13 protein-coding genes are annotated in these 15,187 nt (G+C 62.4%); 6 read left to right on the top strand and 7 right to left on the bottom strand.

The features are described from left to right. Positions 1-42: 42 nt before the first annotated feature. Positions 43-513: an Lrp/AsnC family transcriptional regulator gene (locus NRG23_RS20825; RefSeq protein ID WP_007928270.1), complete on the bottom strand. Its 471-nt coding sequence runs from the start codon at positions 511-513 to the stop codon at positions 43-45. A 124-nt stretch (positions 514-637) separates the two neighbouring features. Here NRG23_RS20825 and NRG23_RS20820 point away from each other — a divergent pair, with 124 nt between their 5' ends. Beyond that, a complete protein-coding gene (locus NRG23_RS20820; protein ID WP_016703220.1) occupies positions 638-958 on the top strand; it encodes a hypothetical protein in 321 nt (106 codons plus the stop codon). Positions 959-1,084: 126 nt separating this feature from the next. Beyond that, positions 1,085-2,863, top strand: a complete 1,779-nt coding sequence (locus NRG23_RS20815; protein ID WP_103330871.1) for a GspE/PulE family protein — start codon at positions 1,085-1,087, stop codon at positions 2,861-2,863. A 9-nt stretch (positions 2,864-2,872) separates the two neighbouring features. Here NRG23_RS20815 and NRG23_RS20810 read toward each other — a convergent pair whose 3' ends face one another. Further along, the gene (locus NRG23_RS20810) at positions 2,873-3,853 is read right to left on the bottom strand and encodes a hypothetical protein (RefSeq protein WP_257371879.1); all 981 of its coding nucleotides are present in this window, start codon (positions 3,851-3,853) and stop codon (positions 2,873-2,875) included. Positions 3,854-4,061: 208 nt separating this feature from the next. On the opposite strand from NRG23_RS20810, the gene NRG23_RS20805 reads away from it, so the two are divergent. Beyond that, the gene (locus tag NRG23_RS20805; RefSeq protein ID WP_009051394.1) at positions 4,062-4,379 is read left to right on the top strand and encodes a DUF2388 domain-containing protein; all 318 of its coding nucleotides are present in this window, start codon (positions 4,062-4,064) and stop codon (positions 4,377-4,379) included. A 77-nt stretch (positions 4,380-4,456) separates the two neighbouring features. Here NRG23_RS20805 and gcvP read toward each other — a convergent pair whose 3' ends face one another. Then, a complete protein-coding gene (gcvP, locus tag NRG23_RS20800) occupies positions 4,457-7,330 on the bottom strand; it encodes an aminomethyl-transferring glycine dehydrogenase (protein ID WP_257371878.1) in 2,874 nt (957 codons plus the stop codon). Between the two features lie 174 nt (positions 7,331-7,504). On the opposite strand from gcvP, the gene NRG23_RS20795 reads away from it, so the two are divergent. The 3 genes from NRG23_RS20795 (at position 7,505) to NRG23_RS20785 (ending at position 10,648) form a co-directional block, all read left to right on the top strand. Further along, positions 7,505-8,647, top strand: coding sequence for a DegT/DnrJ/EryC1/StrS aminotransferase family protein (locus NRG23_RS20795; protein WP_103330869.1), 1,143 nt, complete (start codon positions 7,505-7,507; stop codon positions 8,645-8,647). Between the two features lie 390 nt (positions 8,648-9,037). Then, positions 9,038-9,721, top strand: a complete 684-nt coding sequence (locus NRG23_RS20790; protein ID WP_009051397.1) for a hypothetical protein — start codon at positions 9,038-9,040, stop codon at positions 9,719-9,721. A 219-nt stretch (positions 9,722-9,940) separates the two neighbouring features. Continuing rightward, positions 9,941-10,648 (top strand): hypothetical protein, encoded by a 708-nt coding sequence (locus NRG23_RS20785; protein WP_028683689.1) that lies wholly within the window; start codon positions 9,941-9,943, stop codon positions 10,646-10,648. Between the two features lie 92 nt (positions 10,649-10,740). Here the strand turns inward: NRG23_RS20785 and gcvH are convergent, their stop codons facing one another. The 4 genes from gcvH to NRG23_RS20765 all read right to left on the bottom strand — a co-directional run bounded on the left by gcvH (position 10,741) and on the right by NRG23_RS20765 (position 15,127). Beyond that, a complete protein-coding gene (gene gcvH, locus NRG23_RS20780; RefSeq protein WP_009046109.1) occupies positions 10,741-11,124 on the bottom strand; it encodes a glycine cleavage system protein GcvH in 384 nt (127 codons plus the stop codon). A 51-nt stretch (positions 11,125-11,175) separates the two neighbouring features. Then, on the bottom strand, positions 11,176-12,258 hold the full coding sequence (gene gcvT, locus NRG23_RS20775; RefSeq protein WP_009051399.1) for a glycine cleavage system aminomethyltransferase GcvT: 1,083 nt from the start codon (positions 12,256-12,258) through the stop codon (positions 11,176-11,178). A 156-nt stretch (positions 12,259-12,414) separates the two neighbouring features. Next, complete coding sequence (locus NRG23_RS20770) at positions 12,415-14,031, bottom strand: iron ABC transporter permease (RefSeq protein ID WP_257371872.1); 1,617 nt, start codon at positions 14,029-14,031, stop codon at positions 12,415-12,417. 94 nt (positions 14,032-14,125) lie between these two features. Next, positions 14,126-15,127, bottom strand: coding sequence for an extracellular solute-binding protein (locus NRG23_RS20765; protein ID WP_041985029.1), 1,002 nt, complete (start codon positions 15,125-15,127; stop codon positions 14,126-14,128). Positions 15,128-15,187 lie beyond the last annotated feature (60 nt).

Raw genomic sequence — 15,187 nt, 5'->3', positions numbered from 1 at the left:
GTCCCTGTAGGAGCGAGCTTGCTCGCGATGGCTTCAACCGCATCAACGCAGAACGGGCAAACTCGTCGTGGACTTGATCTCCGACAGCGCCACGATCGAGTTCACTTCCTGAATCCCCGGCACCATCGACAGTTTCTCGAAGAAGAAACGCTCGTACGCCTCGATGTCCGCCGTGACGATGCGCAACAGGAAATCCACCGCCCCCATCAGCACATAACACTCCAGCACTTCCGGAAAACCGCGGATCGCCTCGGTGAACTCGGTGAAGTTGGAACGGCCGTGGGCGTTGAGTTTGACCTCGGCGAAGATCTGCGTGTTGAGGCCGATCTTCTTGCGGTCGAGCAAGGTCACCTGGCCACGGATCACCCCCTCCTCCTTGAGCCGCTGGATCCGCCGCCAGCAAGGTGACTGGGACAGCCCTACCTGTTCGGCGATCTGCGCGCTGGACAGCGAAGCGTCTTCTTGCAGCAGCGCCAGGATGCGGCGGTCGTAGGCGTCCAGTTCGCTATGCATAGATATTCCTCAATAACCCACAAATACGAATCACATGATTCGATAGTTTCGAAAACCCCTTCATCTTAGATAAGAAATACCCGCCACCGAATGTAAAAATTTCTCCATTGATCCGGAGAATCCCATGCCCTCTCTCGAAGCCGTCAGTTCCCGCGCCGATGTGTGGAATGTCGCCAACACCCATTGCCGGGTGCATTACCAACTGGTCACCGACGCCGAGGCCGATGTGCTGTGCCGGGTGCTTAATCATTTCGCCCTGCAGTCCCTGCTGCCGCAGCAGGTCCAGGTGCAACAACAGGACGGTTCGCTGCTGATGGAAGTGCTGCTCGATGGCCTGAGCTGGCACCGCGCGCAAGTCATCGCGGAAAAACTGCGCAACCTGGTCAGCGTGTGTTCGGTACAGCTGCAACTCGCCGAGCGCGAGCCGTTGCAGGCCGCCGGCTGAGAACACCTGGCAAAACCCTGCAACGCTTGGGCGACTGATGGTCGCCATCCCGGGACTATTCTTGGCATTCCGTGGTCAGAGGCGCATCTAACCCGCCCGCTGCCGGATTGTTCACAAGGAGCCCGCATGTCCGTTACTCTCGTTACCCAGGACCGCTGGCTGGATCTCAACGATCTGCTGCGCGACTTGGTCGCCCAGGGTTTCATCAGCCAGGACTCGGCCGAACACGCCCTGACCACCCGCCGCAACGCCGCCAACAGTCAGCTGCACCCGCTGGAGTTTCTCGCCAGCCAGCACCTGGACGACCTCAGCCGGCCCGGCAGGCGCCTGGACCTGGAAAGCCTGACCCTGTGGCTGGCGCAACAGGCCGGCCAGCCATACCTGCGCATCGACCCGCTGAAAATCGACGTTGCCGCCGTCACCCCGCTGATGTCCTACGCCTTCGCCCAACGCCACAAGATCCTCGCGGTATCGATCGACGCCGAAGCCGTCACGGTGGCCAGCGCCCAGCCTTATGTCAGCGCCTGGGAAGCCGACCTGACTCACGTGTTGAAGCTGCCGATCAAGCGGGTCGTAGCCAACCCGGTGGAAATCCAGCGCCTGACCGTGGAGTTCTTCCGCCTGGCCAAGTCGGTAACCGGCGCCAGCGCCGACCAGAAAAGCCACGCCCCGGGCAACTTCGAGCAACTGCTCAACCTCGGCGCCAGCGATCAGGAGCCCGACGCCAACGACGCGCACATCGTCAACATCGTCGACTGGCTGTTCCAGTACGCCTTCCAGCAGCGGGCCAGCGATATCCACATCGAGCCGCGCCGCGAACAAGGCACCGTGCGCTTTCGCATCGACGGGGTGCTGCACAACGTCTATCAGTTCCCGCCCCAGGTCACCATGGCCGTGGTCAGCCGCCTGAAAAGCCTGGGCCGGATGAACGTCGCGGAAAAACGCAAACCCCAGGACGGCCGGGTCAAGACCAAGACCCCGGAAGGCGGCGAAGTGGAATTGCGCCTGTCGACCCTGCCCACCGCCTTCGGCGAAAAAATGGTCATGCGCATCTTCGACCCCGAGGTGCTGCTCAAGGACTTCGATCAGTTGGGCTTCTCCAGCGACGACCTGCGGCGCTGGCAGGAAATGACCCGCCAGCCCAACGGCATCATCCTGGTCACCGGCCCCACCGGTTCGGGCAAGACCACCACCCTGTACACCACCCTGAAGAAGCTGGCGACGCCGGAGGTCAACCTCTGCACCATCGAGGACCCGATCGAGATGGTCGAGCCGGCGTTCAACCAGATGCAGGTCCAGCACAACATCGAGCTGACCTTCGCCAGCGGCGTGCGCGCACTGATGCGCCAGGACCCGGACATCATCATGATCGGCGAGATCCGCGACCTGGAAACCGCGGAGATGGCGATCCAGGCCGCCCTCACCGGCCACCTGGTGCTATCGACCCTGCACACCAACGATGCGCCCGGCGCCATCAGCCGCCTGCTGGAACTGGGCGTCGCGCCCTACCTGATCAAGGCCACGCTGCTCGGGGTCATGGCCCAGCGCCTGGTGCGCACCCTGTGCCCGCACTGCAAGACCCCGCTGACCCTGGACGAAGGCGACTGGCAAAACCTGACCCGGCCCTGGCAGGCGCCGCTGCCCAGCCATGCCCACGGCGCCACCGGCTGCCTGGAATGCCGCGATACCGGTTACCGGGGCCGCGCCGGGGTGTACGAAATCATGCAGTTGAGCGACAGCCTCAAGGCCCTGATCAGCGCCGACGCCGACCTGCTCGCCATACGCCGCCAGGCCTTTTTGGAAGGCATGCGCAGCCTGCGCCTGTCCGGGGCACAGAAAGTCGCGGCCGGGCTGACCACCCTCGAGGAGATATTGCGGGTAACGCCACAAAGCGAGCAGCGATGAGCCGTCCGGCTACCAGTCGAGGACACCCAACCCGGTATTGGGCTTGATCCACAGCACCGCGCCGTTCTCCCTGCGTTGCTGTATCGAGCGCCCGGCATCGAGCGTTTCCCCCGTGCGCAGGTTCTGCGCGGAGTCCGATTTGCTCGGGCTGAACATCAGGGTCCCCGGCGTGTCCTGGCGAACCCTCATGCGGCGGGGGTAGTGCCAATCGCCCAGGGTCAGGTCTTGCGCCAGTTGCCCGCTCCAACGTCCCGGTTGCCGCTGCTTGTCGAGATCCAGGCTCAGGCTCGACAGCGCTATCCCCTGGATAACCACCGCCGGTGAAGCCAGACCGATGGTGTCGATGCTGAACCTGCCGTCGTACTGCCTGACCTCGCTGGAGCTCGGCCACTTCACCCCTGCCACATCGGCCCCGGTCACCAGGGTGCATTCAGAGAAGCGCCAGCGGCTCGGCTGCAAGCGGTCCGCGTCGGCAATGTCCAGCGTTACCCAGGTGCCGCCGGCGCAGGGCCAGCCCGCGACGACCTGGTCACGGCTCAGCAGCATCTTTGAGAAAGGGCCGCTGCCGTACATCTGCAACTCTGTAACCTCCACACCGTTGATGGTGTGTGGTGCAGCGAATTTGGCGTAATAGAGGCTGCGCAGTCCATGAGGTTGCGGCTGGCCTTGCGAATCCAGAGGTTCAAGTGTTTCCAGATTCAGCTTGGCACCTGCGGGCAATGGCAGGCCATCAAGCTGTACGTCCTGCTCAAGTTCTGGGTGGAGTGCCTTTCTAAGCTGGTCGTCGCTATGGATTTTCCACAGGGTGCAAACCACAAAGATTGCACAGACCCCTGCAAGCGCACCGAAGTGCAGGGGCTGACGACGCATCCGGTGTCGGAAGGCCGGAATGAGCCAGGCTATCAGCAGCAAGGGAAGTCCGATAAAGGACAGCAACACCAGGTTCAACAGGGTTGCGTAGATCATCGCGCCAAAAATCAAGGCCAGCATCCGTGCAGTCGAGAAAGTCGCCCATGGTGTCAAATGCCACCCCTGCGTTCCAGCACATTGACTCAATACCGAGGTGCAGCGGTCGCTCCCGAAGAGCTCGTTCGGCCCCTGTCCACGCGGGCGAAAGCTTGTTGCAGCAGCAGGGAACTCAATTGGGCCAATGCCTATCAAAGGGCTCAGTTTTCCCCCCTAGCTGGAGTCACCCACCATGCGTTTCAAAACAGCTGTCGCCACCCTGGCCCTGCTTTCCCTGCCTGTAGGTTCGGCAATGGCCGACAGCTTCTGGCGTAACATCCTTTCCACCGGTGCCACCACCGCTTCCACCTACCTGACTTCCAAGGATCACAAGCTGGTCGCCGCCGCCCAGGACGACGCCAGCAGCTTCGTCGCCAGTGAAGGCAGCATCCGCGGTCCGTACCTGGAAGCCGCGATGCAGAAAGTCCGTGCCGACAACCCGGGCCTGCAGGCCACTGACATGGAGCTGGCCAACGCCATCCTGGCGAAAAACGCCATCGCCCAGCAGTGACCGCCAGCCGGTAGCCAGGCTGACGCAACGAAAAATGCCGCTCACAAGAGCGGCATTTTTTTGCCCGCCGTTCGAGCTCAGCGGTAGGCATCCACCGGTACGCAGGCGCAGAACAGGTTGCGGTCGCCGTAGACATTGTCGACCCGGTTCACCGTCGGCCAGTACTTGTGTGCCCTGGCATGGGGGCTGGGGATCACCGCCTGCTCGATGCTGTAGGGCCGCTCCCAGACCCCGGCGATGTCCGCCAGGGTATGGGGCGAACGCTTGAGCGGGTTGTCTTCGGCCGGCCAGTTGCCTTCCTGGACCTGGGCGATCTCGGCGCGAATGCTCAGCATCGCCTCGATAAAGCGGTCCAGCTCGGCCTTGGACTCGCTTTCGGTGGGCTCCACCATCAGCGTGCCCGGCACCGGGAACGACATGGTCGGCGCGTGAAAGCCGTAGTCCATCAGGCGCTTGGCCACGTCCTCTTCGCTGATGCCGGTCTGCGCCTTGAGCGGTCGCAGGTCGAGAATGCATTCGTGGGCGACCCGGCCATTGCGCCCGCTGTAGAGCACCGGAAAGGCCCCGCTCAGGTGTTCGGCCAGGTAGTTCGCGGCGAGGATCGCCACCTCGCTGGCATCCGCCAGCTGCGGCCCCATCAGGGCGATGTACATCCAGCTGATCGGCAGGATGCTCGCGCTGCCCCAGGGCGCCGCGCTGACCGCGCCGTTCTGCGGCAGCGGCCCGTCGATGGCCACCACCGGGTGGTTGGCCACGAACGGCGCCAGGTGCGCCCGCACGCCGATCGGCCCCATGCCCGGGCCACCGCCGCCGTGAGGGATGCAGAAGGTCTTGTGCAGGTTCATGTGGGAAACGTCGGCGCCGATGTCGGCCGGCCGCGTCAGCCCGACCTGGGCATTGAGGTTGGCGCCGTCCATGTACACCTGGCCGCCGTGGCTGTGGATCACTTCGCAGATCTCGCCGATGCCCTCCTCGTACACCCCGTGGGTCGAAGGATAGGTCGCCATCAGGCACGCCAGGTGTTCGCCCGCGGCCAGGGCCTTGTCTTTCAGGTCTTGCAGGTCGACGTTGCCGGCGTCGTCGCAATCGACGATCACCACCTGCATGCCGGCCATCTGCGCCGAGGCCGGGTTGGTGCCGTGGGCCGAGGCGGGAATCAGGCAGATATTGCGCTCTTCCTGCTGGCGGCTCTCGTGGTATTTGCGGATCGCCAGCAACCCGGCGTACTCGCCCTGGGCCCCGGAGTTGGGCTGCATGCAGATCGCGTCGAAGCCGGTAATGGCGCATAACCAGCGCTCCAGTTCCTCGATCATCAGCGAATAGCCGAGCGCCTGCTCCGGCGGGACAAAGGGATGCAGGTTGGCGAAACCGGGCCAGGTGATGGGGATCATCTCGCTGCTGGCATTGAGCTTCATGGTGCAGGAGCCCAGCGGGATCATCGACTGGTTCAGCGCCAGGTCCTTGTTCTCCAGCTGCTTGAGATAACGCAGCATCTCGGTTTCGCTGTGATGGCTGTTGAACACCGGATGGCTCAGGTAAGGCGTGCTGCGCAGCAGGTCCTGGGGAATGCCCGGGACCAGGCTTTCAGCGTCCAGTTGCGCCACGTCCAGGCCGTGGTCGGCGCCGAGGAACACATCGAACAGGCGGGCGACAGTATGCTCGTCGCAGGTTTCATCCAGGCTCAGGCCCAGGTGCCCGCGCCCGAGGATCCGCAGATTGATCTGCGCGGCCTTGGCGCTCTCGATGATGGCCGTCTGGCTACCGCCGACCTCCAGCGTCAGGGTGTCGAAGAACTGCCGGTTCAGCCGCTCGATGCCCTTGCGCTCAAGGCCGGTGGCGAGGATGCAGGTCAGCCGGTGGACACGCTGGGCGATGCGCCGCAGACCTTCCGGGCCGTGATAGACCGCGTAGAAACTGGCGATATTGGCCAGCAGCACCTGGGCCGTGCAGATGTTCGAGTTGGCCTTCTCGCGGCGGATATGTTGCTCGCGGGTCTGCAGGGCCATGCGCAGCGCCACGTTGCCCCGGGCATCCCTGGACACGCCGATGATCCGCCCCGGAATCGCCCGCTTGTACTCTTCGCGACTGGCGAAGAACGCCGCGTGGGGCCCGCCGTAGCCCATGGGCACGCCAAAGCGCTGGGACGAACCGAACACCACGTCGGCCCCCAGCTCGCCCGGCGGCGTCAGCAGCAACAGGCTCAACAGGTCGGCCGCCACGCAGGCCAGCGCCTGCTGCGCATGCAGGTGATCGATCAGCGGCCGCAGGTCGCGAATCTCGCCGTGGGTGTCCGGGTACTGCAACAAGGCGCCGAACACCTGGTGCTGCTTGAGGTTGTCCAGGGTGTCGACCACCAGTTCGAAGCCGAACCCTTCGGCGCGGGTCTGCACCACCGAGAGAGTCTGCGGATGGCAGTTCTGGTCGACGAAGAACAGATTGCTTTTCGACTTGGCCACGCGCTTGGCCAGGGCCATGGCTTCGGCGGCGGCGGTCGCTTCGTCCAGCAGCGAGGCGTTGGCCAGCTCCAGGCCGGTGAGGTCGATGGTCAGTTGCTGGAAATTGAGCAGGGCTTCGAGCCGGCCCTGGGCGATTTCCGGTTGGTAGGGTGTGTAGGCGGTGTACCAACCGGGGTTTTCCAACACGTTGCGCAGGATCACCGTGGGGGTCAGGGTGCCGTGATAACCCATGCCGATCAGGCTGGTCCAGACCTGGTTCTGCTCGGCATAACCGCGCAGCTTGGCCAGGGCGGCCTGCTCGTCCAGCGCCGGCGGCAGCTCCAGCGGACGGTTGAAACGGATGCCCGGCGGCACCGTCTGTTCGATCAGCTCGACCCGGCTGCCCAGGCCCAGGCTGTCGAGCATCACTTGCTGCTCGGCGGCGTCGGGCCCGAGGTGACGCCGCAGAAAGGCATTGGGATCGCGTAACTGGCTCAAGGACGGCAACTGGGACATGACGGGCTCTCTCTCAGGCGGCGCTCGGCGTCGATGGAACACGGTCAAAGCAGCATAGCAGCCGATCCCGGACGCCGACGGTGTGGCACCCCGGGCCAACCGGTAGCATGATGCTCGACTCCGGCGCGGCCCGCCGCCCTGCCTCGACCTCTGCTTATCGGGTACCCCATCGTCATGAGCCAGCTGCCTTTCCTGCCGTTCTCCAAACCCACCATCGATGAAGCCACCATCGCCAGCGTCGGCGAAGTCCTGCGTTCGGGCTGGATCACCAGCGGGCCCAAGGTCCAGGCCTTCGAAGCACAACTCTCGCAGTACTGCGGCGGGCGCCCGGTGCGCACCTTCAATTCCGGCACCTGCACCATGGAGATCGCCCTGCGGATCGCCGGCATCGGCCCTGGCGACGAAGTCATCACCACGCCGATTTCCTGGGTGGCCACGGCCAACGTGATTCTCGAAGTCGGCGCCACCCCGGTGTTCGCCGACATCGACCCGGTTACCCGCAACATCGACCTGGCCCAGGTGGAAGCGGCCATCACGCCACGGACCAAAGCCATCATCCCGGTGTTTCTCGCCGGCCTGCCGCTGGACATGCCGCGCCTGTATGCCCTGGCGCGTAAACACGGCCTGCGGGTCGTGGAAGACGCCGCCCAGGCGCTGGGTTCGAGCTGGAACGGCGAGCGCATCGGTGCCGGCGGCGACCTGGTGTCTTTCAGCTTCCAGGCCAACAAGAACGTCACCTGCAGCGAGGGTGGCGCCCTGGTGCTGAACACCGCCGAAGAGGCCCGCCTGGCGGAGAAGTACCGCCTGCAAGGCGTGACTCGCCACGGCTTCGATGGCCTGGACGTGGACGTGCTGGGCGGCAAATTCAACATGACCGACGTCGCGGCCGCCATCGGCCTGGGCCAGTTCGCCCATCTCGAAACCCTCACCGCGCACCGCCGCGAACTGGCCCGGCATTACTTCGAATGCTTCGGCAGCGGCTTCGAAGCCCGCTACGGCGCCCAGCTGCCACCAGCAGATTTCAGCAACAGCAACTGGCACCTGTTCCAGTTGGTACTGCCGCAGCGGCATGACGGCAAACCGGCGCGGGCGACCTTCATGGAGCAGATGCAGGAACGCGGGATCGGCATCGGCTATCACTACCCGCCGATTCACTTGCTGAGCCTATACCGCGAGCGCGGTTTCAAGGAGGGGATGTTCCCGGTGGCGGAACGGGTAGGACGACTGATCGTCTCGTTGCCGATGTTCACAGCCATGAACAAGGGCGATGTTGAGCGCTCGGTAGCGACGGTGAAGGCTGTCTTGCAAGATGCATAAATAAATAGATACCCAGCCCTTGAACGGCTGGCTTGTGCAATATTCAAGACGCTCAATGCCCAGGCATTGGGCGTTTTTATTTCAGTAATAAATACAGTTGCCAATAGTTATATAAGTGTCCACTTGTCCGATCCTTTGCGCCAAAAACCAGACTCCCGGCAAGACTCACTTTAATCGCACACATAAACACATGATAAATCAGCACGAACCAATGCATTAAATTTCCGAAATACAGACGACTTTCACAACAATAGCCAATCATTCTATAGGTCAACTTTCCGCCTGCTATGTTTACTTATGACTGCGCCTTGGAAACAAAAGGCCATTACGCAGTTGAAAAGACCGTTACAAAATCCATGTTTCAATTTACTCGAAATGGAGTTCACAGAAATGAGCAGCCAACAAATAGTTGTATACATCGAAGAAGAACAGTTGATTGCGCAAAAGAACAACAACTACAGCCTCTATCTGGCCAAGAAAGTAAATAATGACTTTACTGTCATCTGGCAATCAAAAGGCCCCGTTGCGACAGTCAACAACCCTAGTTACCAATATAGAAACACCTTTGATATCGCCACCCCGTCGTTCATGGTCAACTTCACCAATGACCCGGTCAGCAGCGGCGATGTCACCTTCACCTCCGGCGGGAAAAACCTGCCCATCAGCACCGGCCAGACCACGACGCTCGATGCGAACGGCGTGTTCACACCGGCCAAGAATGGCGGCGTCCCCTCGGATGTTCTCATCAAAAATGAGCTGCAAGGCAATCCGCATGCAATCCTCCTGGATTCCAACGGCAACAACATCTGGGTGAACCGTCAGAGCGGCATGAACATCGGCCCTGCGACGCTGACACCAAAGAGCCAATATCAACTCTGGTTCGGCAACATTCAGGAAACCGGTTCGTTGATCGCCATCAACCTGTCCAACCCCTATGTAGCGACCCTGCAGGATGGCGGCAGCGTCACCATTACCTACACCGACAGTGGCACCTGGGTGACCGGCGAACCGGCCAGAGTCCTGAGCGCCTCCGAAGTCAGGGCGCTGCACGCCAGGCTCGGGATCGCGGCCTAGTCCGCCAGGCGGATCGAGCATCGGTTGCGCGAAGGACATAGAGCACTGCGCGATGCCATTGGCAGTCTTCCGTTCGCAAGTTCCGCTCATGCAAGAAAACCCTGTATATCGTAGATCTACAGGGTTTTTTATTGATGGTGTCGAAGCCATAGTCGAACGGGCCAGGTGGAGTCGAGACTCTGTGCCTGAATCATCCACAGGATGAGCGTGAGATTAGCCATGAGTAAGCAAACCATAATTGTCTATATTGAAGAAGAGCAACTTGTTGCACAAAAGATAAACAATTACAGCCTCTACCTGGCCAAGAAAGTAAACAGTTCCTTCACTGTCATCTGGCTTTCAAAACCGCCATTCGCCGCCCCCAACCAACCGACGTATCAATACAAGAACATCTTCAATATCACCAATGATTCCTACATGGTGAATTTCACCAATACACCGCTGCAAGAAGGAGACGTCAATTTTACTTCAGGCGGAAAGAACCTACCCATCAACACAGGCCAGATAACCACCCTGGATCAATATGGTGTATTCAGCCCTGCAAAGAATGCTGGAACGCCAGGAGATGTTTCAATAAATAACGAACTTCTGGCCAACCCCAGCAATATATTGTTGGACTCCACCGGACTCAGTCTCTGGGTGAACCGCTCAGGTGGCATGAATATAGGCATAACCACCATGACCCCCAAAAACGAGTTTCAACTATGGTTCGGTCCGGCCCAAGCGGCGGGTTCGCTGATCCCCAGCAACCTGTCCAGCCCTTACAACATCAGCGTGAACGACGGAGAAACCAAAACCGTCACCTACACCAATCAGGGCGCCTGGGTTAGCGGCGAACCCGCGGCGAGTTTGACGGCAGAAGAAGTGGCAGCGCTTCACATCAGGGTGAACAAAGCCGTGCTGCGGGCCAGATCGCTCCGCCGCTAGGCCAGCCCCAGACGTCGCCTGCAAACGAAAAACGCCGCGTACCCGATAAGGGCAACACGGCGCTCTTGTAGCGGATTCGCTTCTGGCAGGGGTTATTCGCCGATAGCGGCCTTATAACCGGCTGCGTCGAGCAGCTTCTCAAGATCGGCAGCGTTGGCCGGCTTGAGCTTGAAGATCCAGGCGCCGTACGGGTCGCTGTTGAGCAGCTCGGGGCTGCCGCTCAGGTCTTCGTTGACCGCGATCACTTCGCCGGCCACTGGCGCGTAGATATCGGAAGCGGCCTTCACCGATTCCACCACACCGGCCTGGTCGCCAGCGCCGAAGACATTGCCGACTTCGGTCAGCTCGACGAACACCACGTCGCCCAGGGCTTCCTGAGCGTGGTCGCTGATGCCCACGGTCACGGTGCCATCGGCTTCCAGACGGGCCCATTCGTGACTTTCGGCAAAACGCAGGTCAGCAGGGATATCGCTCATGTTCTGTGTCCTCAAGAAGAAATGTCAGCGGTCGATCCCGCCGGAAATAAGTTAGATCAAGGTCTTGCCATGACGCACGAAGGTCGGTTTTACCACCCGGACCGGGTACCACTTGCCACGGATTTCCACTTCTGCACGGTCGGCGGTAGCCATGGGCACCCGTGCCAGGGCGATCGATTTGCTAAGCGTAGGAGAGAAACTACCACTGGTGATCTCTCCTTCGCCAACATCGGCGATGCGCACCACTTGATGGGCACGCAGCACGCCGCGTTCTTCCAGCACCAGGCCGACCAGTTTGTGCTTCACCCCACCCGCGCGCTCGGCCTCCAGCGCGGTGCGCCCGATGAACTTACGCGACGCCGGTTCCCAGGCGATGCTCCAGGCCATGTTGGCCACCAGCGGTGAAACCTCCTGGTGAATGTCCTGGCCGTACAGGTTCATGCCGGCCTCCAGGCGCAGGGTGTCCCGGGCGCCGAGGCCGATCGGCGAGATGCCCGCGCCGACCAGATCGTTGAAGAACGCCGGGGCCTGGTCGGCCGGCAGGACGATTTCCAGGCCATCTTCACCGGTGTAGCCGGTGCGCGCGATGAACCAGTCGCCATCGGCCTGGCCTTCGAAGGGCTTGAGTTGCTGGATCAGCGTGCCGCGCGACTGGGTCACCAGCTCGGCGATCTTGTGGCGGGCGTGGGGCCCCTGGATCGCCAGCATCGCCAGCTCGGAGCGTTCGTGCAGTTGCACCTGGAAATCGCCCAGTTGCGCGTGCATCCAGGCCATGTCCTGGTCACGGGTGGCGGCGTTGACCACCAGCCGGTAACCGGCGTCGGTGCGGTAGACGATCATGTCGTCGACAATGCCGCCGTGCTCGTTGAGCATGGCGCTGTACAAGGCCCTGCCGGGGCTTTGCAGGCGTTCGACGTCGTTGGCCAGCAGGTGCTGGAGCCAGGCCTTGGCCTGGGGTCCGTCGACATCGATCACGGTCATGTGGGATACATCGAAAACCCCGCAATCGCGTCGCACCTGATGGTGCTCCTCGACCTGCGAGCCGTAATGCAGAGGCATATCCCAACCGCCAAAATCGACCATCTTCGCGCCCAGGGCGAGATGAAGGTCATACAGAGGCGTGCGCTGTCCCATGGGTTTCTCCTTCCGGGCGTGGCGAAGGTGCGGGCGGTCGCCGTATGAGCTGAAAGCCTTGAAATAGATGGCTCTCAGACAATTCAAGAGACCCGATCAGAAAGATCGACCGCACCGAATGCCGCGCATTGTAGCCGCAAGGTGTGACACTGGCACCTAACCGATTCGATGAGCGGAGCGTCGGATCAGTCCGATCACCGGTAGCAATCCCACCAGGACCAGGGTCAGGGCCGGCAACGCGGCACGCGCCCATTCGCCCTCGCTGGTCATCTCGAAGATCCGCACCGCCAGCGTGTCCCAGCCGAACGGGCGCATCAGCAGGGTGGCGGGCATTTCCTTGAGCACATCGACGAACACCAGCAACGCCGCGCTCAGGGTGCCGGGCAGCAAAAGCGGCAGATACACTTTGAAAAACAGTCGTGGTCCGCTGACCCCCAGGCTGCGCGCCGCTTCCGGCAACGACGGGCGGATCCGCGCCAGGCTGCTTTCCAGCGGCCCGTAGGCCACCGCGATAAACCGCACCAGATAGGCCAGCAGCAACGCCGCCAGACTGCCCAGCAGCAAGGGTTTACCCGCCCCACCGAGCCAGCCCGACAGCGGGATCACCAGCTCGCGGTCCAGATAACTGAAAGCCAGCATGATCGACACCGCCAGCACCGAACCCGGCAAGGCGTAACCCAGGTTGGCCAGGCTGACGCCGGAACGGATCGCCCGGGTCGGTGCCAACCGTCGGGCGAACGCCAGCAGCAGGGCCACGCTGACCGTGATCAGGGCCGCCATGGCGCCCAGGTACAGGGTGTGCAGGATCAGCCCGGCATAACGCTCGTCGAGATCGAAGCGGCCACGCTGCCAGAACCACACCAGCAGTTGCAGCACCGGGATGACGAAGGCACAGGCGAACACCAGTGCGCACCAGCTTGTGGCCGCCAGGGCCTTGATGCCATGCAGGTGGTACAGCGCCTTGCCCCGTGGCCGCTCGTTGCCGGAGCGACTGGCGCCGCGGGCGCGACGCTCGCCGTACAGCACCAGCATCACCGCCAGCAGCAACAGGCTGGCCAGCTGCGCGGCGCTGGACAGGCTGAAGAAGCCGTACCAGGTCTTGTAGATGGCGGTGGTGAAGGTGTCGAAGTTGAACACCGCCACCGCGCCGAAGTCCGCCAGGGTTTCCATCAGCGCCAGGGCCACACCGGCGCCGATGGCTGGCCGCGCCATGGGCAGGGCCACGCGCCAGAACGCTTGCCAGGGCGTCTGCCCCAGCACCCGCGCGGCCTCCATCAGGCCTTTGCCCTGGGCCAGGAACGCGGTGCGCGCCAGCAGATACACATAGGGATAGAACACCAGCACCAGGACCAGGATCACCCCGCCGGTGGAACGCACCCGCGGCAGGCGCAGGCCCGTGCCGAACCATTCGCGCAACAGGGTCTGCACCGGGCCGGAAAAGTCCAGCAGGCCGACGAAGACAAAGGCCAGCACGTAGGCCGGAATCGCAAAGGGCAGCATCAGCGCCCAGTCCAGCCAGCGCCTTCCGGGAAACTCGCAGAGGCTGGTCAGCCAGGCCAGGCTCACCCCCAGCAGCGTCACGCCCACACCGACCCCCAGCACCAGGGTCAGGGTGTTGCCCAACAGGCGCGGCATCTGGGTTTCCCACAGGTGCGACCAGATCTGCTGGTCGACCACCTGCCACGACAGCAGCAGCACGCTCAGCGGCAGCAGCACCAGGGCGGCGACGGCAAAAACCAGCGGGTACCAGCGACGTTGGGTGGGATGGGCCACGAAAGACTCTCGAGCGGGATGGATCAATAAAAGGCAATGGCGAACCGGCTAAACAAAACGCCCCGCAAAGGCGGGGCGCAGTATAACCAGCGGATCAGTTCCAGCCAGCACGGTCCATCAGGCGAATGGCCTCGGCCTGGCGCTTGCCGGCGACTTCCACCGGCAGGGTGTCAGCCACGAACTTGCCCCAGGCGGCCACTTCAGCGGACGGCGGCACGCTCGGGTTGGCCGGGAACTCCTGGTTCACGTCGGCGAAGATCTTCTGCGCTTCCTCGGTAGTCATCCACTCCACCAGGGCCTTGGCGGCTGCCGGATGCGGAGCGTGCTTGGTCAGGCCGATGCCCGACAGGTTGACGTGCACGCCGCGATCGCCCTGGTTCGGCCAGAACAGTTTGACCGGCAGATCCGGCTTCTGCTTGTGCAGGCGGCCGTAGTAGTAGGTGTTGACGATGCCCACGTCGCACTGGCCGGCGTTGATCGCCTCGAGCACCGCGACATCGTCGGAGAACACGTCGGTGGACAGGTTGTTGACCCAGCCCTTGACGATTTCTTCGGTTTTCGCCGCGCCATGGGTTTCGATCAGGGTCGCGGTCAGCGACTGGTTGTAGACCTTCTTCGCCGTGCGCAGGCACAGGCGGCCTTCCCACTGCTTGTCAGCCAGGGCTTCGTAGGTGGTCAGCTCGGACGGTTTCACCCGCGCGGTGGAGTAGGCGATGGTCCGCGCCCGCAGGCTCAGGCCGGTCCAGGCGTGCGAAGCGGCGCGGTACTGCAGGGGGATGTTGGCGTCGATCACCTTGGAGGTGAACGGCTGCAGGATGCCCATCTGCTCGGCTTGCCACAGGTTGCCGGCGTCGACGGTGAGCAGCAGGTCGGCGGTCGCGTTCTCGCCCTCGGCCTTGATCCGCTGCATCAGCGGCGCTTCCTTGTCGGTGATGAACTTCACCTGGACCCCGGTTTTCTGGGTGTAGAGATCGAAGACCGGCTTGATCAGCTCGTCGATACGCGAGGAGTAGACCACCACTTCGTCGGCTGCCTGGACAGTACCGCCAATGAGGGTGAGGGCCAGGGCGGTCAGTAGACGCTTCGGTGCCAACATGGGAGCGGTCTCTCGAAATCAAAGGGGAGTAAATGATAAGGACTACTATTTAGCTTCTCA

It is taken from the genome of Pseudomonas sp. T8 (genome assembly GCF_024610635.1).
GTDB lineage: Bacteria > Pseudomonadota > Gammaproteobacteria > Pseudomonadales > Pseudomonadaceae > Aquipseudomonas > Aquipseudomonas chlororaphis_I.
The sequence above is the reverse complement of the archived record's forward strand: the minus strand, read 5'-3'. Positions and strand labels throughout refer to the sequence as shown.